The organism is Pseudomonas sp. FR229a (assembly GCF_030209115.1).
GTDB classification, from domain to species: domain Bacteria; phylum Pseudomonadota; class Gammaproteobacteria; order Pseudomonadales; family Pseudomonadaceae; genus Aquipseudomonas; species Aquipseudomonas moraviensis_A.
Window position 1 is genome coordinate 68,683 of the sequence record NZ_JARVSP010000008.1, and the last position, 22,818, is coordinate 91,500.

Here is a 22,818-nt window from a genome sequence, read left to right on the forward strand (position 1 = left end):
TTTGCTGACCACTGCTCATCAGTGGTCGGGATTAGTAGCCCGGGTTGCTAGTTATCGTGCGCAAGCACCGTTGCGTCAGGCTATGCCTGATCCTGATGGTGGTTGTGCGCAGGGCGCCTTCGGGTGCGCCGGAAAAGCTAGCTCCCCGGTCTACTAACCTGCGTACAGCCGCCTCCCTTCTTTTAGTAGAGAACGGCAGTGGCTTCATTCTATGGAGCAGCTGAACATGAAAAAGATAACGCCAGATCCACCGGTCGATGATCTTCCTCACCCTGATCTAGAAGCGCAAAGACTCAAACAAGCCGCCGACCGCGCCCTCGATTTCTACCTCTGTCCCGGTCTCAAACAAGACCCCGGCGCCGCGCGCAAGCCCAGCACCATTTTCCTCGTCGATCCGGCTGTGGATAACGAAACGCTGCTGGTGCACGCCTGCGAATCTTTGGCGTCGGCGAGCATCATGGCCAGCGATCTGGCCGGGTTTATTGATGGACCGCAACGCAATTCACTGCTGGGGATCCAGCAAGTCATCATGTTGGGTGAGCTGGCCGTCAACCGCGTCCTCGACAACCTCGTTCCTCCTGCCTGAACGCAGAAACAAATGTAGGAGTGAGCCTGCTCGCGATAGGGCCATCAGCTTCAACATCATCGTTGACTGACAGACCGCTATCGCGAGCAGGCTCACTCCTACAAGGGGTGTTGCCTGAAGACTACCGGGTTATTGCCCCGGCACATCCTTGCGCAGTTTCACTGGATCCTGCTGTTGTTTCTTCTTGGCCATCGCGCCGCGCAGTTTGATGTTGATCGCTTCCACCGCCAGCGAGAAAGCCATGGCGAAGTAGACGTAGCCCTTTGGCACATGCACGTCGAACGATTCGGCGATCAGCACGGTGCCGACCACCAGCAGGAACGACAGGGCGAGCATTTTCAGCGACGGGTGCTTGTCGATGAATTCGCTGATCTTGCCCGACGCCAGCATCATCACCAGCACCGCCACGATGATCGCCGCGACCATCACCGGCACGTGGGAAACCATGCCGACCGCAGTGATCACCGAGTCCAGCGAGAAGACGATATCGATGATCGCGATCTGGATGATGGTGTAGAGGAAGTTGCCGCCCTTGCCCGATGGCGCGTCGTCGCTTTCGTCTTCGCCTTCCAGCGCGTGGTACATCTCCTGCGAGCTTTTCCACAGCAGGAACAGGCCACCGAAGAACAGGATCAGGTCACGACCGGAAATACCCTGCCCGAACACTTCGAAGAGGTCGGCGGTGAGGCGCATGACCCAGGTGATCGACAGCAGCAACAGGATCCGCGTGACCATGGCCAGGCCAAGACCGAAGATCCGGGTGCGCTGCTGCATGTGCTTGGGCATGCGGCTGACCAGGATCGAAATCATGATGATGTTATCGATGCCGAGGACGATTTCCAGGGCGGTCAGGGTAAAGAAGGCAACCCAGATTTCGGGGTTGGTCAGCCAATCCATGTGTATTCCTTTGAGCAATTGTTGAACCGCAAAAGGTCCGGGCTTCAAACCGCGAAGCCAGGACCCGCAACGGTGAGTCTTGGGCTTATAGAGTGCTGAACACCGGGAAAGTCCCCAACAGCAGTGCAGCAATCAGAATGCAGATACACACCAGAATCGCCCATTTCAGGGTGAAACGCTGGTGATCACCAAAATCGATGCCGGCCAGCGCCACCAACAGATAGGTCGACGGCACCAGCGGGCTCAGCAAGTGGACGGGCTGACCGACGATCGAGGCACGGGCCATTTCCACCGCAGTGATCCCATAGTGGCTGGCCGCTTCGGCCAGCACCGGCAACACGCCATAGTAGAACGCGTCGTTGGACATGAAGAAGGTGAACGGCATGCTCACCAGCGCCGTGATCACCGCCAGGTACGGGCCGAGGAACTCCGGAATCACCGCCAACAGGCTTTTCGACATCGCATCGACCATGCCGGTGCCCGACAGGATACCGGTGAAGATACCGGCCGCAAAGATCAGCCCGACCACTGCCAGCACGCTGCCGGAATGCGCGGCGACGCGATCCTTCTGCATTTGCAGGCATGGGTAGTTGACGATCATCGCGATACTGAACGCCACCATGAACAGCACCGGCAGCGGCAACAGGCCGCCGATCAGCGTGCACATCAGGCCGAAAGTCAGTGCGGCGTTGAACCAGATGAGCTTCGGACGGCGTGCGTCGGGGAATTGCGAGACGCTGATTTCGCTGTGATCGATCTCGTCGCCGACCAGATGCAACTCGCCGAGGCGGGCACGTTCGCGTTTACCGTAGAAGTAGGCAATCAGCAGGATCGCCACGACACCGGCGGCCATGGCCGGGATCATCGGTACGAAAATGTCCGACGGATCGACATGCAGCGCACTCGCGGCGCGGGCGGTCGGGCCGCCCCACGGGGTCATGTTCATCACGCCACCGGCGAGGATGATCAGACCGGCCATGATCCGCGGGCTCATGCCGATGCGGCTGTACAGCGGCAGCATCGCGGCCACGCAGATCATATAAGTGGTCGCGCCGTCACCATCGAGGGAAACGACGAGCGCCAGAACGGCGGTGCCGACCGAAACTTTCAGCGGATCGCCCTTGACCAGTTTGAGGATCTTGCGCACGGCCGGGTCGAACAGGCCGGAGTCGATCATCAGGGCGAAATACAGAATAGCGAACATCAACATCACGCCGGTCGGCGCCAGTTTGGTGATGCCCTCGAGCATCATCGGACCGATCTTCGGCGCGAAACCACCGAACAGGGCGAACAGAATCGGGATGATGATCAGGGCGATCAGCGCAGACAGGCGCTTGGTCATGATCAGGAACATGAACGTGATGACCATGGCGAAGCCAAGGAAAGTCAGCATGGGAATACTCCAGGCGTAGCGCGGCTAATGGAATGAGCGGATCGGGCGGGATCAGCGCAGAACGGGAGGCGCGAAGCGTACGGGCGGAGTAATAAGCAGGAAGCGGGAGAGACGGCGGGTTGCAGAGGACATCAGAATCACCATTGTTGTTGTTAATTGGGCCGGGCCTGTGGAACTGACACAGGTCTTGGGCCAACCGGTCTGTTGCCGGGAGTGAGGCGATCCTAATCGGGGAAGCTTTCAGCTACCTTTCGCTAATGAACGCGAAGAATGAACGGTCAACCGGCGGTCGGATGCAGCGAGCGTCAATAAAAACGGGAGAAGGGCGGTGGAAACCAACCATGCACACAACGGCGGCTGTCACTGCGGACACATCCGCTATCAGTTCAGCGGTCCGTTGCGCGATATCGCTCATTGTCACTGTTCGATCTGCCGCAAGGTCAGCGGCGGCATCGTCACCACCTGGATCACCGTGCCGGCGGCGAACTTTCAATGGCTGGCCGGGACGCCGGCACGCTATGACTCGTCGGCCAGTTGCGCGCGTTTCTTCTGCGCAAACTGCGGTGCACAACTGGCGTTGGTGACCTCGCTCAGCCCCGACAGCCTCGACGTGACCATCGCCACGCTGGACCACCCGCAAACGGCGCCGGCCGAGCGGCATATCTGGACCGACAGCCGCTTGCCCTGGCTGCATCTGGATGAACATCTGCCCGGCGAAGCCGAAGAAACCCTCGATTAAAACACCGACAGATTCAGAGGCCACACCGCGCCCATCCAGATCGCATGTTCGGTGTGGTCGAGCAAGTCATCGCCCGTGTCCGGATGCAGGAACACCACCAGGCCTTTGCGGTTGAGCGCCAGCCATGGCAGCACCTCGCCGATAAGCTCGGGGCCGAAGGCCAGTTGGCAGCTCCAGTCGGGGTGCGGCCCTACCGGGCGTTCGTGCACGCGGCCCATTTTCAGCGCAAACAACTGCGCGGCCTGTTCGCACAAGGCCCGCGCCTGGTCGATGGTTTTCGCGTCGAAATAGACATGGGCGTGATAGCCCTTGATCCCTTGCATCGTGTCGCCTCTCAATCGGTTCGAACCCTTGGCTGTTTCCACCGTCACAGGCCATATAGGACAACTATAAGGAAAACAGCCATGAAAAATGCCGAAACCCCAGTGGTGAAAGTGGTGCTCTATGGTGCCATGGCCAGCCTGGGCGGTGCGTTGATGGCTGAATTTCTGCGCCGCCAACACGAAGTCATCGCCATTCTCGACGATCTCACCGCACTCGCGCCGCGTCCGGGGTTGCGCACCAAGACCGGCGATCTGTTCGATGCCGAGCGGGTCAATCAGAGCGTCGCCGGCAGTTCGGCGGTGATTTGTCTGCTGGACGCGCCGGGGCTGCCGTTCAGCAGCGACCATGTCGAGCGCTCGGTGACACTGGGGCCGGTCGAACAGGTGCTGGCAGTCGACGCACTGGTCGAAGGTTTGCAACTGGCCAGCGTGCCGCGCTTGTTCCTGGTGGGCAACTTTGGCGTGCTTGACGAGCCTGACAGTGATGATCGCCTGCAACGGCACGCCGCCGAAGAAATCCTCGAAGCGGTGCAAAGCAGCACTCTGCGCTGGACCTTGGTCAACGCGCCGCATGGCGTTGCCGGGTTGACTATCGAGCACTTCAGCCAGGTTGGCGGCAATCTCGAGCCTGGTCTGGCTGAACCGCTGGAGCGCTTGAACCGTGTGGCGGTGGGGATTGCGGATGAGCTGCGGTTGAATCTGCATATCGGTGAGCATGTGAATTTTGTGGCGGCTTCTGATTCGTAAAAGATCGCAGCCTGCGGCAGCTCCTACATGAGATCGCATTCCATTTGTAGGAGCTGCCGAAGGCTGCGATCTTTTGCTCTTCATACCGCAATAGAAGGCAACGCCAAGCCGCTCAACGATTGCGCACTGCTGGCCTGCTCGGTCATCAACCAGTCAACGAACAGTTGAATCAACGCACCGCGGCGCTTGCGTTGCGGCAACACCACGTAATACCCCAGCCGCGACAACGTGGTTTGCGCCAGCGGCCGGCACAGCAGCCCCTGCACCAGCAAGTTATCCACAAGGTGACGCCAGCCGATCGCCACGCCTTGCCCGCCGATCGCCGCTTGGATCAACAACGTGTAATTGTCGAAGCGCAACTGCCCCGGCGCCGGCGGCGTGGTCAGGCCCAATTGGCGGAACAGCCCGCTCCAGTCAAACCAGTTGCTGCTGTTTTCGCCGCGCAAATGCAGCAGTGGAAATTCCAGCAAAGCCTGCGCGGGCAGCGGCAGTGAGCGGTCCTTGAGCAACAGCGGACTGCACACAGGGAACACTTCCTCGCTGAACAGCCAATGGCTCTCGCCCTGCTTGAAGCGACCGTCGCCAAACAGGATCGCCACGTCGATATCGGTGCGCAGCATATTGTGGTTGCGCTCGCTGGTGACCAGGCTGACATCAATGTGCGGATTGGCCTCGTGGAAGCGGTGCAGGCGCGGCATCAACCAATAGGCGGCGAAAGCGAAATCCGTGGCTACCTGAAGCACTTCATGTTGCTGCTGCGCGCTGATTGCGCTCAAGCCTGCGTCGATATTCTGCAAACCGAGGGCAACTTGCTCGAAGAGCAGGGCGCCGACTTCTGTCAATTCGATGCCCCGATAAATCCGGTCGAACAGACGCGTGCCGAGCTGTTCTTCCAGGCGCTTTATCTGCTGGCTGATCGCCGGTTGCGTGGTACCGAGCTCTACCGCAGCGGCGGTAAAGCTGCGATGACGTGCCGCCGCCTCAAAGGCGCGCAGTAGATCGAGAGACAGGTCACCAAGGGCGTCATACATAAGCTGTGCTTATCCTAGTCATTGTCCGGCGCGGGCTTTACCGGAACAGGCATGGACTCCATGCTCGATCGCAGCACTCTCGCATAAATATTCAACATGGAATGCCGCGATCACATGAAGCGCAAGAACATTCTTTTCATCATGGCCGATCAAATGGCCGCGCCAATGTTGCCGTTCTACGGCCCGTCGCCGATCAAACTGCCGAATCTGTCCCGCCTCGCCGCCCAAGGCGTGGTCTTTGACGCTGCCTATTGCAACAGCCCGCTGTGCGCGCCGTCGCGTTTCACCCTGGTCAGTGGTCAGTTGCCGAGCAAGATCGGCGCCTACGACAACGCTGCTGATTTCCCTGCCGATATCCCGACTTACGCGCACTACCTGCGCCGTCTCGGCTACCGCACCGCGTTGTCGGGGAAGATGCACTTCTGTGGGCCGGATCAGTTGCACGGTTATGAAGAACGCCTGACCAGCGATATCTATCCGGCCGATTACGGTTGGGCGGTGAACTGGGACGAGCCGGATGTACGGCCGAGCTGGTATCACAACATGTCGTCGGTACTCCAGGCCGGGCCGTGCGTGCGCACCAATCAGCTGGATTTCGACGAAGAGGTGGTGTTCAAGGCCCAGCAGTACCTCTTCGATCACATCCGCGAGGATGGCGACCAGCCGTTCTGCCTCACTGTGTCGATGACCCACCCGCACGACCCCTACACGATTCCCAAGGCATTCTGGGATTTGTATGACGACGCCGATATCCCGTTGCCTACAGCCTTGAACCAGGACGAACTCGATCCGCACTCGCAACGGCTGCTCAAGGTTTACGACCTGTGGGACAAGCCACTGCCTGTGGATAAAATCCGCGATGCGCGTCGCGCCTATTTTGGCGCTTGCAGTTATATCGACGCCAACGTCGGCAAATTGCTGCGAACCCTTGAGGAAACCGGACTTATCGACGACACCATCATCGTCTTCTCCGGTGACCATGGCGACATGCTCGGCGAGAAGGGCCTCTGGTACAAAATGCACTGGTTCGAGATGGCTGCGCGGGTCCCGCTGCTGATCAGCGCACCGGGACAATTCGAGGCCGGCCGGGTCAGCGCCGCCGTTTCCACCGCCGACCTGCTGCCGACTTTCGTTGACCTGGCCGATGGCACGCTCGAACCGGGCTTACCCCTGGACGGCCGTTCGTTGCTGCCGCATCTGCAAGGGCAGGGCGGGCACGACGAGGTGTTCGGCGAGTACATGGCCGAAGGCACCGTCAGCCCGCTGATGATGATCCGTCGGGGTGCCTACAAATTTATCTACAGCGAAAGCGACCCGTGCCTACTCTTCGATGTGGATAACGATCCGCGCGAAGAAGAGGAACTGAGCCAATCGGCGCAACATCGTCAGCTGTTCGAAGAGTTCCTCGCTGAAGCGGGGGCCAAATGGGACATTCCAGCGATCCATCGGGACGTTCTGGCCAGCCAGCGCCGACGCCGTTTCGTCGCCGACGCTTTAACCATCGGCAAGCTGAAGAGCTGGGATCACCAGCCGCTGGTCGATGCCAGTCAGCAGTACATGCGCAACCACATCGATCTTGATGACCTGGAGCGCAAGGCCCGTTATCCACAACCCTGCCAAAACCAATAATGTTAAGGGGAAGTCCATGCGCAAGTTATCCACAGCTGTGACCGTCGGCCTGATTGCGTTGAGCAGCGCTTCGGCCTTCGCCGAACAGGGCTGCGAAACCGTGAAAATGGCCGATCCGGGCTGGAGCGACATCGCCGCGACCAATGCCATCACCGGTTTTCTGCTGGACGGCATGGGCTACAAGGCCAAGGTCGACACCCTTGCGGTGCCGATCACCTTTGGCGGATTGAAGGATGGTCAGGTTGACGTGTTTCTCGGCAACTGGATGCCAGCGCAGCAGGGCTTCTACGACAAGTTCGTCGCCCCCGGGGACGTGACGCAGTTGGCGAAAAATCTGGTAGGCACGGAATTCACCCTCGCCGTTCCTGACTATGTCTGGGAGGCAGGTGTGCATGACTTTGCTGACCTGAACAAATTCGCCGACAAGTTCGACAAGAAAATCTACGGCATCGGTTCGGGGGCGCCGGCGAACATTTCGTTGCAGGAAATCATCAAGAAGAACGACTTCAACATGGGTCAGTGGAAGCTGATCGAATCCAGCGAGCAGGCGATGCTCGCCGAAGTGTCGCGAGCGGTGAAGAAACAGAAATTCGTCACCTTCCTCGGCTGGACCCCGCACCCGATGAACGTGCAGCTGAAGATGCGCTACCTGAAGGGCGGCGAAAAATACTTCGGCGACACCGGCAACGTCTTCACCCTGACCCGCAAGGGCTACGCCGAGGCCTGCCCGAATGTGGGCAAGTTGCTGACCAATCTGGCATTCACCCAGGCTATGGAGAACAGCATCATGGCCGAGGTGGTGAACAAGAAAGTCAGCAATGCCGAAGCGGCAAAGGCGTGGATCAAGGCGAACCCCGCGGTGCTGGACAAGTGGCTGGATGGCGTGAAGACCGTGGATGGCAAAGATGCGTTGGCGGCGGTGAAGGCCAAGCTTTGATCTCAGGGTTGCTGGAATAGCGTTCCGCTGGAGATTTTTGCCCCCTCACCCCAGCCCTCTCCCCCAAGGGGGCGAGGGGGAAAGGGAGCCGATCGCTGTTGGATCAAAACGTGCGTTCAACGCCGAATCGCAGGTCGGTGAATCTTCAACAAACAGCTCGGTCAGTTCCCTCTCCCTCCGGGAGAGGGCTAGGGTGAGGGGCTTTTACACCTGACACCCTGATAACCTTGAACAAAACCCCAACCGCGAGGACCCATGGCCTTTCCCAGCCGTCATTCCCTATTCCCGTTCCTGACCTGGCTGCCACGACAGACCCGCGCCAGCGTCGGGCGGGACCTGATTGTCGGCCTCAGCGGTGCGATTCTCGCGTTACCCCAGTCGATCGCCTACGCACTGATCGCTGGTCTGCCGCCGGAATACGGCCTGTATGCGGCGATCCTCCCGGTGTTGATCGCCTGCCTGTGGGGTTCCTCATGGCACCTGATCTGCGGCCCGACGGCGGCAATTTCGATTGTCTTGTACGCCAGCGTCAGCCCGCTCGCGGTGCCGGCGTCCGAGGACTACATCACCCTGATCCTGCTGCTGACGTTCCTCGCCGGGATTTTCCAGTGGCTGCTCGGTCTGCTGCGCTTCGGCGCGCTGGTGAATTTCGTTTCGCATTCGGTGGTGCTCGGCTTCACCCTCGGTGCCGCCGTGGTGATCGCCATCGGGCAATTGCCCAATCTGTTGGGGCTGGAATTGCCGGCCAACACCACGGCGCTCGCCAGCCTGATGGACCTGTCGCGGCATCTGGGGGCTGTGGATAAACCGTCGCTGATGCTTGGCGTCGCAACGGTGATCGTCGGCGTAATACTGAAAAAACTCCTGCCGCGCTGGCCGACGCTGTTGATCACGCTGGTGCTGGCCAGCCTGCTGGTGTGGCTGTGGCCGGCGATGTTCAGCCATGTGCATCTGGTCAGCGCTTTCGTCGGGCGCTTGCCGCCGTTCAGCACTTTGCCCCTGGATCTTGAAGTGATCCTGCACCTGCTGCCGAGCGCCGTGGCGGTGGGCATGCTCGGGCTGGTGACCAGTCTGTCCATCGCCCGTTCGATTTCGGCGCGCTCGCAGCAGCTGCTCGACGCCAATCAGGAAGTCCGCGCACAGGGCTTGTCGAACATTGTCGGTGCGTTCTTTTCCGGGTCGCTCTCAGCCGGATCGTTTACCCGCTCGGGCCTGAGCTACGAGGCGGGTGCCTGCTCGCCGCTGGCCGGGGTGTCCTCGGCGATCTGGGTGGCGTTGTTCGCAGCGTTCGGCGCGGGGCTGATCGCGCACATTCCGATCCCGGCGATGGCCGGCAGCATCCTGTTGATCGCCTGGGGTCTCATCGATCACCGCGGCATCCGCGCATTGCTGCGAGTCAGCCGCGCCGAGTTCGTGGTGATGGCTCTGACCTGCCTCGCGACCTTGCTGCTGGAATTGCAGACGGCGATCTACGCCGGGGTGCTGGCCTCGCTGTTCTTCTACCTCAAGCGCACCTCGCAACCACGGGTGCAGCATTGGCGCGACGGTGACGACGATGTGCTGCGGGTGGGCGGCTCGATCTTTTTCGGCGCCAGCCATTATCTGCAAGTGCGCCTGCAACGCTTGCACGGCGCGCGAGTGGTGATCGAGGCGCAGCAGATCAACTTCATCGATTACTCGGGGGTGGAGATGCTGCATCAGGAAGCGCGGCGCCTGCTGGGCCAGGGGCGCAGCCTGACCTTGCGCCGGGCACGGCCGTCGGTGGTGGAGGAGTTGAGGAAGCTGGAAGGGGCGCAGAAGTGTCCGATCCGGTTTGAGGACTGAACACCGCATGCCCCCTGTAGGAGTGAGCCTGCTCGCGATTGCGGTGTGTCAGTTGAAACTTTGTGTCTGACACACCGCAATCGCGAGCAGGCTCACTCTTGCAGGATATTATTGCGCCAACTGGCGGCGCAGCTCGGCGAGTACCGGCGCGGTATCCGGGCGCACACCGCGCCACAGCCAGAACGCCTCGGCCGCCTGTTCGGCGAGCATGCCCAGACCATCCATCGCCAGCGCCGCGCCGTGCTCAGTGGCCCAGCGGCAGAACGCGGTCGGTTCCTTGCCGTACATCATGTCGTAGCACAGGGTCTGACCCGGCTCGATCAGGCTTGGCGCGATCGGCGGCACGTCGCCGGTCAGGCTGGCGGAGGTGGCGTTGATGATCACGTCCACCGGCTCGCGCAGCCAGTCGAAACCACTGGCCGACACCGGTCCCAGGTCGCAGAACAACTCGGCGAGCAGCTCAGCCTTGTCCACCGTGCGATTGGCGATGATCACCGAGGCCGGTTTCTCCGCCAGCAACGGCTCCAGCGCACCCCGCACCGCGCCACCGGCGCCAAGCAACAGGATACGTTTACCCGTCAGGCTGAATCCGGCGTTCACCGTCAGATCACGGACCAGCCCGGCGCCGTCGGTGTTGTCGCCGAGCAGCGAGCCGTCGTCCAGTTTGCTCAAGGTGTTCACCGCACCGGCGCGCTGCGCGCGTGCGGTCAGGTTATTGGCCAGACGGTAAGCGTCTTCCTTGAACGGCACCGTTACGTTGGCGCCACGCCCCTCTCGAAAGAACGCGGTGGCGCAGCCAGCAAAATCGTCGAGCGGCGCCAGCAGCGTGCTGTAGTCGAGGCGCTGACCGGTCTGCTCGGCGAACAGTTGGTGAATCATCGGCGACTTGCTGTGGCCGATCGGGTTACCGAAAACGACGTAACGATCCATTACCCGTCCTCAGGCCTCGGCCAGCCAGTCGCGATCCTGCAGGAAGTACTCGGTCAGGCGCGCCTCTGCGCTGCCAGGTTCAGCCTTCCAGTCATAACCCCAGCGCACTTGCGGCGGCAGCGACATCAGAATCGATTCGGTACGCCCGCCAGATTGCAGGCCGAACAGGGTGCCACGGTCGTAAACTAGGTTGAACTCGACGTAGCGGCCACGGCGGAATTCCTGGAATTCGCGCTGCTGAACGGTGAACGCGTCGTTCTTGCGCCGTTGCACAATCGGCAGGTACGCCTCGATGTAGGCGTCGCCGATAGCCCGCATGAAAGCGAAACTGGTGTCGAAATCCCACTCGTTCAGATCATCGAAGAACAATCCGCCAATGCCGCGTGGCTCGTGCCGGTGCTTGATGTGAAAGTAGGTGTCGCACCAGGCCTTGTAACGCGGATAGACGTCCGCACCGAACGGTGCACAGGCTTGCTCGGCGACGCGGTGCCAATGAATGCAATCTTCCTCAACGCCGTAATACGGGGTCAGGTCGAAACCGCCGCCGAACCACCAGACCGCTTCTTCGCCTTCTTTTTCAGCAATGAAAAAGCGCACGTTGGCGTGGGAGGTCGGCACATGCGGGTTGTGCGGGTGGATCACCAGCGACACACCGAGCGCCTCGAAACCACGTCCGGCCAATTCCGGCCGATGGGCGCTGGCCGATGGCGGCAGGCCGCTGCCAAACACGTGGGAGAAATTGACGCCGCCCTTTTCGATCAGCGTGCCGTTTTCCAGCACACGGGTACGCCCGCCACCGCCCGCCGGCCGGGTCCAGGCGTCTTCGACGAAGCATTTTCCGCCGTCTTCGGTTTCCAGCGCAGCGCAGATGCGGTCTTGCAGATCGAGCAGATAGGCCTTTACGGCGTCGGTGCGGGTCGTCATGGCTTCACCTTGAATCGGGCGGCGCCCCGGCAGGCGGGCGGCGCAAATGGGCGCACAGCATACCATCGCAGACCGGCGCGCCGCAGTTGACGAAGATCAACCAGCGGAGTTGGATAGAGGGCTTACCGAACACCCAAGGAGAGCAGGCAGATGGCAAAGCGTATCCAGTTCCGCGCCCACGGCGGTCCCGAAGTGCTCGAATATGTTGACTACGAACCCGCTGCGCCCGGACCGAATCAGGTGCGCGTGGCCAACCAGGCGATCGGCCTGAACTTCATCGACACCTATTACCGCAGCGGCCTCTATGCCCCACCCGCGTTACCGTCTGGCCTGGGTTCGGAAGGCGCCGGCACCGTCGAGGCAGTGGGCAGCGACGTCACCCGGTTCAAAGTCGGCGATCGCGTGGCATACGGCAGCGGCCCGCTCGGCGCCTACAGCCAGGTGCATGTGCTACCGCAGGACAATCTCGTGCACCTGCCCGATGAAATCAGTTTTGAAACCGCCGCCGGGGTCATGCTCAAAGGTCTGACCGTGCAGTACCTGCTGCGCCAGACCTACGAACTGCAGGGCGGCGAAACCATTTTGTTCCACGCCGCGGCGGGCGGCGTCGGCTCGCTGGCCTGCCAGTGGGCCAAGGCGCTCGGCGTGAAGCTGATCGGTACCGTCAGTTCGAAGGAAAAAGCCGAACTGGCCAAGGCCAACGGCGCCTGGGCCACCATCGATTACAGCCACGAGAACGTTGCCGAGCGCGTGCTGGCCCTGACTGACGGCAAGAAAGTCCCGGTGGTGTATGACGGCGTCGGCAAGGACACCTGGCTCACATCCCTGGACAGCGTGGCGCCACGTGGCCTGCTGGTGAGTTTTGGCAATGCATCGGGCGCGGTCGACGGCGTCAATCTGGGCATTCTTGCCGCGAAGGGCTCGCTGTACGTCACCCGGCCTACGCTGGCGACCTACGCCAACAGCGCCGAGAACCTGCAGCGCATGGCCGACGAGCTGTTCGATATGATCATCAGCGGCAAGCTGAAGGTCGACATCAGCCAGCGCCATGCATTGGCGGATGCGGCGAAGGCACAAACCGAACTGTCGGCACGGCGCACCACCGGCTCCACGATCCTGTTGCCGTAAGTTGATAATCGGCGAACTCTTCCATGAGTTCGCCGATTATCTTCCAGCTATATCAAGTACATCTTCCGGTGAAGTTTCTTCGCCGCCGGCCTACGACCGGCAAACTTCCTGCGCAACTTCTTCGATTCATATACAAGCCATTTCTCCGCCCACTCTTCGATCACTGGCGGATCAATACTGACGGTTATATTCATCACGATACTCCGGCTGATGCGCGTTCATGTTCACAGGCTGATCCAGAGCCATCAATATCTGTCGCCACTCGGCGGACAACAGCCAATAATCGCCCCGGGCCCGTTGTTCGATATGCATCGCGTGCGAAGCGATCGGACTCAGGCCGAATCGCTGAAACAGTTGCCGCTGCGGCGTTCTGCACAGAGCCGTCACCCCCTGATAGCCACGATCGATCGCCCATTGCGCGGCGGTGGCGAGCAGGCCATTGATCGATACTGGGCGGTGCTGTTGAGAATGGGTGATCAGGCGACTGAACTCGACGTGCCGGGCCAATGCCACGGTAGGAGAAACATGATGCTGCGCCAGTGAGGCCCATTCGAACGGCGCCGGGGTTGCCCGCAGCACTGCAATGAGTTGATCTCGCTGGTACAGCAAAAAGTGCGTGCTGCGTGAGGTAATCGCCAAGCGGGTCTCCAGTGCCCGGGCTCTGGAGGTCAGCATGTAATGCTGCAATCGCAGGCGAAACTGCCGATTGATGAAGCGTTCAAATTCCCCGGCATCCGACCCGGCCTCAAGAATGGCCACACGGTAATCAGCCTGTTGATTCTTGAGTGTCTCCTGAAAGCCCTGCAGATAATCCTTGAGGTGTAAATCCGTAATATCCATTACTTCTCCGCAGCCATTAACATTTCGAAGTTGTTTCAAGCACATTGAAAGAATGGATGCTTTTGGAAATCTCGCCACTGCACGCGTTCTGATAATCCCGTGGGAAAATTTACGGCTATTTCAGACTCAGAGATTCATCTGACGCAGGAAAGAACAATGGCGACGGATAAGTGTTAAACAGATGCAGGACTAAATTGCAGGCATGCGCAGAACTCCTCGTCCATACCGCCGAGGAGTGCGCAAAAAATATAAAAGAATGGCGTCAGTCAGGACGAATGACGTTACCGCTGGCCAGATCGCGGATCACGCTGGGATTCTTGCGTCCGCCAAGGCTGCCGCCCAGCACCAGGTCGACCTGCCCACGGAAATACTGCTCGACGCGCAAGCGCGTGCGCGCTGGCGGTCGCCCCTGGGGATTGGCCGATGTCGAGATCAGCGGCCCGACCAGCGAGCACAAATCGCGCACTTGCGGGTGGTCACTGACCCGCAGCGCCACGGTGTCATGCACACCTGTCACCCATTCCGGCAACAGGTTCTGATGGGGTACCAGCCAGGTGTTCGGCCCTGGCCAGGTGCTGGCCATGCGGTCGATCCAGTCCTGCGGAAAGTCTTCGAACAGGAAATCGAACTGGCGGATATTGTCGGCGACCAGGATCAGCCCTTTGCTGACCGAGCGATTCTTGATCGCCAGCAAGCGATCCACTGCGTCTTCATTCCACGGGTCGCAACCCAGCCCCCAGACGGCTTCGGTTGGATAGGCAATCACCGCGCCGGCGCGAACTTCACGCGCGGCTTGTTGCACACGCCAACTGTTGACCATGAAAAACTCTCCACAAACAGGTTTCGCGCAGTTTACCGATCTTCCCCGTAAAACCTAGCTCGACCGTGCCAGCCAGCGACCGTTTTCGCATACCGCCCGGCCGTCAATCTCCAGCTCGGTCAGCGTCGCCAGCACTTTGGGCAGCGCCCAGCCACAGCTCGCGGCCAAGGCTTCGCTGGTGTGCGGCGCCGCGTGAAGCAGCGCAAGCAACGGATGGTCGGCCTGGGTTGGCGCTGTGGATAACAGCGGCTGCTGCCAGCCACGCAGGGCTTCGAGGATGTGTTCGATGGTTTCCACGAGCACCGCGCCGTCGCGGATCAACTGGTGACAACCACGCGCACCGGGATGATGGATCGAGCCCGGAATCGCATACACCTCACGCCCTTGCTCAGCCGCCAGTCGCGCGGTGATCAATGAGCCGCTGGCTACGCTGGCCTCGACCACCAGCACACCGAGGGACAAACCGCTGATGATGCGGTTGCGCCGTGGAAAGTTGCTCGCGGTTGGCCCGGCGTCCAACGGGAACTCGGTAAGCACCGCGCTGCCCGAGGCAATCATCGCCTCAGCCAGGCGTTTATTGCGTTGTGGATAAAAATTTTCCAGCCCGGTGCCGAGCACGCCCACGGTGAGCCCGCCAACGTCCAATGCCGCCTGATGCGCAGCAGCATCGATGCCCAGCGCCAGCCCACTGGTGATGACAAAACCGGCCCCGGCCAGACTGCGGGAAAACGCAGCCGCCGTGTCCATGCCCGGACGCGAAGCGCGGCGGCTGCCGACCATCGCCAGCTGCGGCTTTTCCAGAATCGACGGATCGCCGGCGACGAACAACAGCGGCGGTGGATCGGGAATTTGCGCCAGCAACGCTGGGTAATCCGCTTGATCCCACATCAGCAAATGCTGATCGGGACGCTCTAGCCAGCGCATTGCGTGGCTGGCGCCGTCGCGCACCGTCGGACAACGCCGTGCCTCGGCACAGGCCGCCGGCAACCCCAGCGAGCGCCAGGCACTGGCCGGCGCACTGATGGCCTTCGACGCCGAGCCGAAGGCTTCGAGCAGTTTGGCAAAACGCTTGGGGCCGATATCCGGCATGCGGTGCAGGCGCAGACGCGCCTCCAGTTCCGCCGGGGAAATGGCCGTACTGACAGACAACATGAATGGATCATCCTTGATCGTTCTATGCTCCGAACCATTCGGAACAAGCTGTGGATAACTCTGTTGGTAACTTGTTAAGCAAGCTTACGGATTTCGCACCTTGTCGAGCACCGCCAGCGAGCGCGAAGCGTTGAGCACCAGGCCATAACTAAGTTTGTCGTAGGTGCGGAACACCATCAGCAGGCCGGCGCGTTCATCGGGAATCTTCAGCGGCTGGCCGGTGATCCGGTCACGCACCGTTTCACCGGTTTTCATCACCGCCAGTACGTTACCTTCGGCCAGTCCGTCGCGTTTGCCCTTGTTCAGGGTGACCACGTCCATCGCGCCGATCTGCGTGACACCGCGGGGCACATCGATGATCAGACCGTCGATCGAACGCTTCGGCGCGCTGGGCATGAAAGTCGAATTGATCGAGCGTTCTTCACCGCCGAACAGGCGGTCACCGAGGCGCACTTCCTGGGTGGTGCGCTGCAGGGCGAGGGTGGCGACGTCGCCTTCGGTGGCAACAATCTCGCCGCCACCGATATCGTCGGCGTTGATGCCGAGAAACTCCTTGGTGTGCGGGTCGGTGTAGACCTTGCCCTGGCGGAAGATGCCGTACACCGGTTGCTCCGGATCGAAATGGCCGCGGGCGAAAATGCGGTCACCGGTGCCACTGAGCACCCGCTCGGCATCGCCGGCGACGATGTACGGCGCCTTGTCGAAGTCTTCGGCCTTGTCGACGATGCGGTTGCTCAGCAGAAAGCTGTTGATCGATTTCAGCGGGATGCTCGGAATCGCCTCGGCCACCGGGCTGGTGCGAATTCGTGGCGAGAGCTTGATGGTGCCGCGCGACTCGCCACGATTGACGGTCAGTTGCGGCTGGCCGTCGACGTAGCTGAGGGTCAGCGTGTCACCGGGATAGATCAGGTTGGGGTTTTCGATCCCCGGGTTGGCGCGCCACAGTTGTGGCCATTGCCAGGGCTCGCGCAGGTATTTGCCGGAAATGTCCCAGAGGGTGTCTCCGGAAACCACCGTGTATTGCTGTGGAAAACCATCCCTGAGTTGCACTTGCCCTTGAGCGGCGCCGGCCGAAGCCAGAAGCAGCAGGGCGAGTAGTGTTTTCCTCATGCAGTGAATCCCTTTATCATGTGCATTCGCGTGAATCGTCAGAGCCCCCGTGGCTCGCTTCTGTTTTTCAGAAGCTACGCTTCACAACGGTAGCCTGCATCTTCGGACCCGCCAGGCCATCGACCCGACTTTACTCAACGTGTGCAGCAATCGAAGCCTATGGCCATTTTAAACATCCTCGAATTTCCGGACCCACGTCTGCGCACTATCGCCAAACCAGTGGCCGTAGTGGACGACGAAGTGCGTCAGTTGGTCGACGACATGTTTGAAACAATGTATGAAGCGCCGGGCATCGGCCTCGCCGCGACCCAGGTCAACGTGCACAAACGTATCGTCGTGATGGACCTGTCCGAAGACCGAACCGAGCCACGGGTGTTCATCAACCCCGAGTTCGAACCGCTGACCGACGACATGGACCAGTACCAGGAAGGCTGCCTCTCGGTACCGGGCTTCTACGAAAACGTCGACCGCCCGCAGAAGGTCAAAATCAAGGCGCTGGACCGCGACGGCAAGCCCTATGAGCTGATCGCCGAAGGCCTGCTCGCGGTGTGCATCCAGCACGAATGCGACCACCTCAACGGCAAATTGTTCGTCGATTACCTGTCCACGCTCAAACGCGACCGGATCAAGAAGAAGCTGGAAAAGCTGCACCGCCAGAACGCTTGATGCCCCTCTTCAAAGGCTTGCTGCGGCAAGCCTTTTTCTTTTTATGAGACGCCTTTCATGACTGAGCCACTGCGCATTGTTTTTGCCGGTACCCCGGAATTTGCCGCCGAACACCTCAAGGCCCTGCTGAGCAGCCCGTACGAGATCGTCGCGGTCTACACCCAGCCGGATCGCCCGGCCGGCCGTGGGCAAAAACTCATGCCGAGCCCGGTCAAACAACTCGCGCTGGAAAATAATATCCAGGTGTTGCAACCGCCGACCTTGCGCAATGCCGACGCCCAGGCTGAACTGGCCGCGCTGAAGCCGGACTTGATGGTGGTGGTCGCCTACGGTCTGATCCTGCCGCAGGCGGTGCTGGATATTCCGCGCCTGGGCTGCATCAACAGCCATGCGTCGCTGCTGCCGCGCTGGCGCGGTGCGGCGCCGATCCAGCGCGCGGTCGAACACGGCGATGCCGAAAGCGGCGTAACCGTGATGCGCATGGAAGCCGGTCTTGATACCGGGCCGATGCTGCTCAAGGTCGTCACCCCGATCAGCGCCGAAGATACCGGCGGCAGCCTGCATGATCGCCTCGCCGAGATGGGTCCGCCCGCCGTGGTCCAGGCGATTGCCGGTCTGGCTGCCGGCACGCTTGAAGGCGAGGTGCAAAACGATGAGCTCGCCACCTACGCGCACAAACTGAACAAAGACGAAGCGCGCATCGACTGGAGCCGTCCGGCGCTTGAGCTTGAACGCCTGGTACGCGCCTTCAACCCGTGGCCGATCACCCACAGCACGCTCAATGGCGAAGCGTTGAAAGTGCTGGCCGCGACAGTGGCTGAAGGCACTGGCGCTCCGGGCGAAATCCTCAGCGCCAGCAAGGACGGCCTGATCGTCGCCTGCGGTGCCCAAGCGCTATGCCTGACCCGCCTGCAACTGCCCGGCGGCAAAGCCCTGAACTTCAGCGATCTGTTCAACAGCCGCCGCGAGAAGTTCGCCGTCGGCAGCGTGCTCGGCGCAGCGGTGGACGCGCAATGAACCCGCGTCTGGCCGCCGCCAAGGCGCTCGCTGCCGTGCTCAGCGGCAAGGCCTCGCTGAACAGCTCACTGCCGACGCAACTGGACAAGGTCGAGGATCGCGATCGCGGTTTCACTCAGGATCTGGCCTTCGGCACCGCACGCTGGCAGCCGCGTCTTTCAGCGCTGGCGGAAAAACTGCTGCAGAAACCGTTCAAAGCCGCCGACGCCGATGTCGAGGCGCTGCTGCTGGTTGGTCTGTATCAATTGCTCTACACCCGTGTACCGGCCCATGCCGCCATCGGCGAAACCGTCGGTTGCGCCGACAAGCTGAAAAAGCCTTGGGCCAAAGGTTTGCTCAACGCTGTGCTGCGCAACGCCCAGCGCGAAAGCGAAACGATTTTCGCCGAGCTCGAACGCGACCCCGTAGTGCGCACCGCTCACCCGCGCTGGCTGCAAAAAACCCTGAAAGCCTTCTGGCCGGAACAATGGGAAGCGATCTGTGCAGCGAACAACGCGCATCCGCCGATGATCCTGCGGGTCAACCGCCGCCATCACAGTCGCGACGCTTATCTCGCGCTGCTGGGGGAAGCCGGGATCGCCGCGACACCTTGCGTGTACAGCCGCGACGGCATCGTCCTCGAAGCCGCCGCCGATGTACGCAGCCTCCCGGGTTTCGCCGAAGGCTGGATCAGCGTGCAGGATGAAGCCGCGCAACTGGCCGCCGATCTGCTCGATCTGGCGCCCGGCCAACGGGTGCTCGACGCCTGCTGCGCCCCGGGCGGCAAGACCTGCCATATCCTCGAAGCCGAACCGGCGCTGGCCGGCGTGGTGGCCGTGGATCTGGAAGCCAAGCGTCTGGTGCGGGTGAAGGAAAACCTTGAACGCCTTGGCCTCAACGCTGAACTGATCGCAGCCGACGGTCGCGATATCGATAAGTGGTGGGACGGCAAACCGTTCCAGCGCATCCTCCTCGATGCACCCTGCTCGGCCACCGGGGTGATCCGCCGTCATCCGGATATCAAGTTGACTCGCCAGCCCGACGACATCGCCGCCCTCGCACAACTGCAGAGCGAGCTGCTCGATGCGATGTGGAAAACCCTCGAGGTCGGCGGCATCCTGCTCTACGCCACCTGCTCGACACTGCCGACCGAGAACACTGAAGTCGTCGCCGCGTTCCTCGAGCGCACCCCCGGCGCCCGCGAACTGGATCTGGCCACGGCGGCCGGAATCAAGCAGCCCCATGGTCGCCAACTGCTGGCCCAGCAGGGCGGGCATGACGGTTTCTACTACGCCAAGCTGATCAAGATCGCTGCCGCGCGCGGCTAAACGGATTCATGGAGTGACTGGATGAAAATCATCATCCTCGGTGCGGGACAGGTCGGCGGTTCGCTGGCCGAACATCTGGCCAGCGAGGCCAACGACATCACCGTGGTCGACACCGACGGCGAGCGCCTGCGCGACCTCGGCGACCGCCTCGACATCCGCACCGTGCAGGGCCGCGGCTCGCTGCCGTCGGTGCTGCGTCAGGCCGGTGCCGACGACGCCGACATGCTGGTCGCGGTGACCAACAGCGACGAGACCAACATGGTCGCCTGCCAGGTCGCGCACACGCTGTTCCACACGCCGACCAAGATCGCCCGGGTGCGCGAAGCGTCGTACCTCAACCGCGAGGAACAGCTGTTCCAGAACGAAGCGATTCCGGTCGACGTGCTGATCAGCCCCGAGCAAGTCGTGACCAATTACATCAAGCGCCTGATCCAGCATCCCGGCGCCTTGCAGGTGATCGACTTCGCCGAAGGCGCGGCGCAACTGGTGGCGGTGCGCGCCTATTACGGCGGGCCGCTGGTGGGTCAGCAACTGCGCCAGTTGCGCGAGCACATGCCGAACGTCGAAACCCGCGTGGCGGCGATCTTCCGCCGTGACCGGCCGATCCTGCCCCAGGGCGACACGGTGATCGAAGCCGATGACGAAGTGTTCTTCATCGCCGCCCGTGAGGACATCCGCGCGGTGATGAGCGAAATGCGCCGTCTCGACGAGACCTACAAACGCATCGTCATCGCCGGTGGCGGGCAGATCGGCGAGCGCCTCGCCGAGGCCATCGAAAGCCGCTATCAGGTGAAGATCATCGAGATGAGCCCGGCGCGCTGCCGCTACCTCTCCGACACTCTCGACAGCACCGTGGTCTTGCAGGGCAGTGCCTCGGACCGCGATCTGCTGCTGGAGGAGAACATCGCCGACGCCGATATCTTCCTCGCCCTGACCAATGACGATGAAGCCAACATCATGTCCTCGCTACTGGCCAAACGGCTGGGGGCGAAGAAGGTCATGACGATCATCAACAACCCGGCCTATGTCGACCTGATCCAGGGCGGCGACATCGACATCGCCATCAGCCCGCAACTGGCGACCATCGGCACCTTGCTCGCCCACGTGCGCCGCGGCGATATCGTCAGCGTGCACTCACTGCGACGGGGCGCGGCGGAAGCGATCGAAGCGATCGCCCACGGTGATGCGAAATCCAGCAAGGTGATCGGCAAGCCAATCGAAAAGATCGGCCTGCCGCCGGGCACCACCATCGGCGCGGTGATCCGCAACGAGAAAGTGATCATTGCCCACGACCACACGGTGATCGAAGCGGGCGACCATGTGATTCTGTTTCTTGTGGATAAAAAACATATTCGCGATGTGGAGAAGCTGTTTCATGTGGGTCTGAGCTTTTTCTGACCTGAAGACAACGCTGCCCGTGATGGCCCCTTCGCGAGCAGGCTCGCTCCCACAGGGGGAATGCATTCCAATGTGGGAGCGAGCCTGCTCGCGAAAGCGGTATGAAAGACTCGCAGGTTCTCTGACGAACAAAAGAAAGGAATCCACCAATGCTCGAATCCCTGGAAAAAATGCTCGCAAAGGGTGTGGATAACGCTCTTTTGCGCTTCGGCCTGGGCAAGGGTTATCTGGATCTGGGTGAAAACGCCAGGGCTGCCGAGCATTTTCAGCGCTGTGTGGCGTTCGATCCGAAATACTCGGCAGCGTGGAAATTGCTGGGCAAGGCGCAGCTGGCGCTGGGCGATCACGCCGCTGCGCGTCAGGCCTGGGAGCAAGGCCTGGAAGCGGCCCGCGCCCATGGCGACAAGCAGGCCGAGAAGGAGATGACGGTATTTCTCAAGAAGCTTGAGCGACAGGCGCCTTGAGCTACGGACAGCGCAATGCGTCTGCATTGACCGTCACCAGATCGAGTCCACTCAGTACCAGCGCGCCTCACCCGGCGGACGCTTCTTGAAGCGTTTCATGCTCCACATGTACTGGCTCGGATACGCCGCGACGTAACGCTCGACCACTTTGCTCATGGCTGCGCAGGACTCTGCGGTATCGGTGCTGTACATCGCTTCTGGCGCGGCTTCGAGGATCACTTTGTAGCCCGAGCCGTCAGGCAGGCGCAGCGCGTGCAGGAACACTCCGACCGCTTTGCCGCCGGCGAGCATGTTCGGCACGAATTTGCTGGTCAGTGCCTGAGTGGCGAAGAACGGCACGAAAATCCCGGCGGACTCGGCCGGTTCCGGGTCGGCGGGAATGCCAACTGCACCACCCTTGCGCACTTCCTTGATCACACTGAGGATGCCCTCCTTGGTGGAAGCAGCGACCTTGTTGCCCAGTTGCACGCGCTGTTTGCGCAGCAATTCATCCACAGCCTTGAGCTTCGGCGGACGGTAGAAAATGATCGGTTTGCACTGGCTGCAATAGAAATGGTTGAGCACTTCCCAGTTGCCCAGGTGGCTGGTGATGCCGACCACGCCTTTGCCCGAAGCCAGCGCATCCTTGAGCACATCGAGGCCTTCGACTTCGCGGACCAGATCAATCGAACGCTGCGCCGGCCAGATCCATGCGCAGGCGCTTTCGGTCAGCGACTTGCCGATGTCCTTCAGACTCTGACCGACCAGACGCTCGCGCTCGGCCGCATCCATCTGTGGAAAACACTTGGCAAGGTTGATCCGCACCACGTCGCGGGAGCGGTTGGGGGTTTTCCACATGATCCAGCCGATCGCCGAGCCCACGGCTTGCACGGCTCGCCATGGCAGCAGGGCAAACAGCCGCAGAGCGCCTACCAGCAAGGCGCCTTTAAACTTTTCCACAGGTCACTCCTGATTAT

The 22,818-nt window shown here is 61.2% G+C and carries 23 protein-coding genes; 12 read left to right on the top strand and 11 right to left on the bottom strand.

The genetic code is table 11. The annotated features are described in order from the left end of the window. Nucleotides 1-226: 226 nt before the first annotated feature. On the top strand, nucleotides 227-586 hold the full coding sequence (locus QRN33_RS06930) for a DUF6124 family protein (protein ID WP_285407717.1): 360 nt from the start codon (nucleotides 227-229) through the stop codon (nucleotides 584-586). A gap of 129 nt (nucleotides 587-715) precedes the next feature. Here QRN33_RS06930 and QRN33_RS06935 read toward each other — a convergent pair whose 3' ends face one another. Then, nucleotides 716-1,483 (bottom strand): TerC family protein, encoded by a 768-nt coding sequence (locus QRN33_RS06935; RefSeq protein ID WP_042608270.1) that lies wholly within the window; start codon nucleotides 1,481-1,483, stop codon nucleotides 716-718. Nucleotides 1,484-1,568: 85 nt separating this feature from the next. Further along, nucleotides 1,569-2,876, bottom strand: a complete 1,308-nt coding sequence (locus QRN33_RS06940; RefSeq protein ID WP_042608269.1) for a CitMHS family transporter — start codon at nucleotides 2,874-2,876, stop codon at nucleotides 1,569-1,571. A gap of 328 nt (nucleotides 2,877-3,204) precedes the next feature. Here QRN33_RS06940 and QRN33_RS06945 point away from each other — a divergent pair, with 328 nt between their 5' ends. Next, nucleotides 3,205-3,615 carry a GFA family protein gene (locus QRN33_RS06945; protein WP_285407718.1) on the top strand — a complete coding sequence of 137 codons (411 nt, stop codon included), beginning with the start codon at nucleotides 3,205-3,207 and terminating at the stop codon, nucleotides 3,613-3,615. On the opposite strand, the gene QRN33_RS06950 is transcribed toward QRN33_RS06945, so the two are convergent. After that, nucleotides 3,612-3,938 carry a DOPA 4,5-dioxygenase family protein gene (locus tag QRN33_RS06950; RefSeq protein ID WP_285407719.1) on the bottom strand — a complete coding sequence of 109 codons (327 nt, stop codon included), beginning with the start codon at nucleotides 3,936-3,938 and terminating at the stop codon, nucleotides 3,612-3,614. The genes QRN33_RS06945 and QRN33_RS06950 overlap by 4 nt on opposite strands. Nucleotides 3,939-4,019: 81 nt before the next feature. Here QRN33_RS06950 and QRN33_RS06955 point away from each other — a divergent pair, with 81 nt between their 5' ends. Next, nucleotides 4,020-4,685, top strand: coding sequence for an NAD(P)-dependent oxidoreductase (locus QRN33_RS06955; RefSeq protein WP_285407720.1), 666 nt, complete (start codon nucleotides 4,020-4,022; stop codon nucleotides 4,683-4,685). 80 nt (nucleotides 4,686-4,765) lie between these two features. Here QRN33_RS06955 and QRN33_RS06960 read toward each other — a convergent pair whose 3' ends face one another. Then, nucleotides 4,766-5,716, bottom strand: coding sequence for a choline sulfate utilization transcriptional regulator (locus tag QRN33_RS06960; RefSeq protein ID WP_285407721.1), 951 nt, complete (start codon nucleotides 5,714-5,716; stop codon nucleotides 4,766-4,768). 114 nt (nucleotides 5,717-5,830) lie between these two features. On the opposite strand from QRN33_RS06960, the gene betC reads away from it, so the two are divergent. From betC to QRN33_RS06975, 3 genes are all read left to right on the top strand, one after another. Further along, a complete protein-coding gene (gene betC, locus QRN33_RS06965; RefSeq protein ID WP_285407722.1) occupies nucleotides 5,831-7,345 on the top strand; it encodes a choline-sulfatase in 1,515 nt (504 codons plus the stop codon). A gap of 16 nt (nucleotides 7,346-7,361) precedes the next feature. Then, a complete protein-coding gene (choX, locus tag QRN33_RS06970) occupies nucleotides 7,362-8,282 on the top strand; it encodes a choline ABC transporter substrate-binding protein (protein WP_285407723.1) in 921 nt (306 codons plus the stop codon). A 255-nt stretch (nucleotides 8,283-8,537) separates the two neighbouring features. Next, nucleotides 8,538-10,106, top strand: coding sequence for a SulP family inorganic anion transporter (locus tag QRN33_RS06975; protein ID WP_285407724.1), 1,569 nt, complete (start codon nucleotides 8,538-8,540; stop codon nucleotides 10,104-10,106). Between the two features lie 108 nt (nucleotides 10,107-10,214). Here the strand turns inward: QRN33_RS06975 and aroE are convergent, their stop codons facing one another. Both aroE and hemF read right to left on the bottom strand, forming a co-directional pair. Then, nucleotides 10,215-11,036: a shikimate dehydrogenase gene (gene aroE, locus QRN33_RS06980; RefSeq protein ID WP_285407725.1), complete on the bottom strand. Its 822-nt coding sequence runs from the start codon at nucleotides 11,034-11,036 to the stop codon at nucleotides 10,215-10,217. Nucleotides 11,037-11,045: 9 nt separating this feature from the next. Further along, nucleotides 11,046-11,960 carry an oxygen-dependent coproporphyrinogen oxidase gene (hemF, locus tag QRN33_RS06985; protein WP_285407726.1) on the bottom strand — a complete coding sequence of 305 codons (915 nt, stop codon included), beginning with the start codon at nucleotides 11,958-11,960 and terminating at the stop codon, nucleotides 11,046-11,048. Nucleotides 11,961-12,110: 150 nt separating this feature from the next. On the opposite strand from hemF, the gene QRN33_RS06990 reads away from it, so the two are divergent. Continuing rightward, nucleotides 12,111-13,088, top strand: a complete 978-nt coding sequence (locus tag QRN33_RS06990; RefSeq protein WP_285407727.1) for a quinone oxidoreductase family protein — start codon at nucleotides 12,111-12,113, stop codon at nucleotides 13,086-13,088. Between the two features lie 171 nt (nucleotides 13,089-13,259). On the opposite strand, the gene QRN33_RS06995 is transcribed toward QRN33_RS06990, so the two are convergent. The 4 genes from QRN33_RS06995 to QRN33_RS07010 all read right to left on the bottom strand — a co-directional run bounded on the left by QRN33_RS06995 (nucleotide 13,260) and on the right by QRN33_RS07010 (nucleotide 17,010). Then, nucleotides 13,260-14,006 carry a hypothetical protein gene (locus QRN33_RS06995; protein WP_252873623.1) on the bottom strand — a complete coding sequence of 249 codons (747 nt, stop codon included), beginning with the start codon at nucleotides 14,004-14,006 and terminating at the stop codon, nucleotides 13,260-13,262. Between the two features lie 184 nt (nucleotides 14,007-14,190). After that, the gene (tsaC, locus tag QRN33_RS07000; protein WP_042608257.1) at nucleotides 14,191-14,748 is read right to left on the bottom strand and encodes an L-threonylcarbamoyladenylate synthase type 1 TsaC; all 558 of its coding nucleotides are present in this window, start codon (nucleotides 14,746-14,748) and stop codon (nucleotides 14,191-14,193) included. A 54-nt stretch (nucleotides 14,749-14,802) separates the two neighbouring features. Further along, entirely contained in the window at nucleotides 14,803-15,900 is a 1,098-nt protein-coding gene (gene dprA, locus QRN33_RS07005; RefSeq protein WP_285407728.1) for a DNA-processing protein DprA, read from the bottom strand. 84 nt (nucleotides 15,901-15,984) lie between these two features. Further along, on the bottom strand, nucleotides 15,985-17,010 hold the full coding sequence (locus QRN33_RS07010) for a LysM peptidoglycan-binding domain-containing protein (RefSeq protein ID WP_285407729.1): 1,026 nt from the start codon (nucleotides 17,008-17,010) through the stop codon (nucleotides 15,985-15,987). Nucleotides 17,011-17,169: 159 nt separating this feature from the next. On the opposite strand from QRN33_RS07010, the gene def reads away from it, so the two are divergent. From def to QRN33_RS07035, 5 genes are all read left to right on the top strand, one after another. After that, the gene (gene def / locus QRN33_RS07015; RefSeq protein ID WP_042608254.1) at nucleotides 17,170-17,676 is read left to right on the top strand and encodes a peptide deformylase; all 507 of its coding nucleotides are present in this window, start codon (nucleotides 17,170-17,172) and stop codon (nucleotides 17,674-17,676) included. Between the two features lie 57 nt (nucleotides 17,677-17,733). Further along, nucleotides 17,734-18,693, top strand: coding sequence for a methionyl-tRNA formyltransferase (gene fmt / locus QRN33_RS07020; protein ID WP_042608253.1), 960 nt, complete (start codon nucleotides 17,734-17,736; stop codon nucleotides 18,691-18,693). Continuing rightward, nucleotides 18,690-20,000, top strand: coding sequence for a 16S rRNA (cytosine(967)-C(5))-methyltransferase RsmB (rsmB, locus tag QRN33_RS07025; protein WP_285407730.1), 1,311 nt, complete (start codon nucleotides 18,690-18,692; stop codon nucleotides 19,998-20,000). Before fmt ends, rsmB begins: the two co-directional genes overlap by 4 nt. Nucleotides 20,001-20,021: 21 nt before the next feature. Then, entirely contained in the window at nucleotides 20,022-21,398 is a 1,377-nt protein-coding gene (trkA, locus tag QRN33_RS07030; protein ID WP_042608251.1) for a Trk system potassium transporter TrkA, read from the top strand. 149 nt (nucleotides 21,399-21,547) lie between these two features. Next, entirely contained in the window at nucleotides 21,548-21,862 is a 315-nt protein-coding gene (locus tag QRN33_RS07035; protein WP_064365211.1) for a tetratricopeptide repeat protein, read from the top strand. Nucleotides 21,863-21,913: 51 nt separating this feature from the next. Here QRN33_RS07035 and QRN33_RS07040 read toward each other — a convergent pair whose 3' ends face one another. Continuing rightward, nucleotides 21,914-22,801, bottom strand: coding sequence for a lysophospholipid acyltransferase (locus tag QRN33_RS07040; RefSeq protein ID WP_024014955.1), 888 nt, complete (start codon nucleotides 22,799-22,801; stop codon nucleotides 21,914-21,916). Between the last annotated feature and the right edge of the window lie 17 nt (nucleotides 22,802-22,818).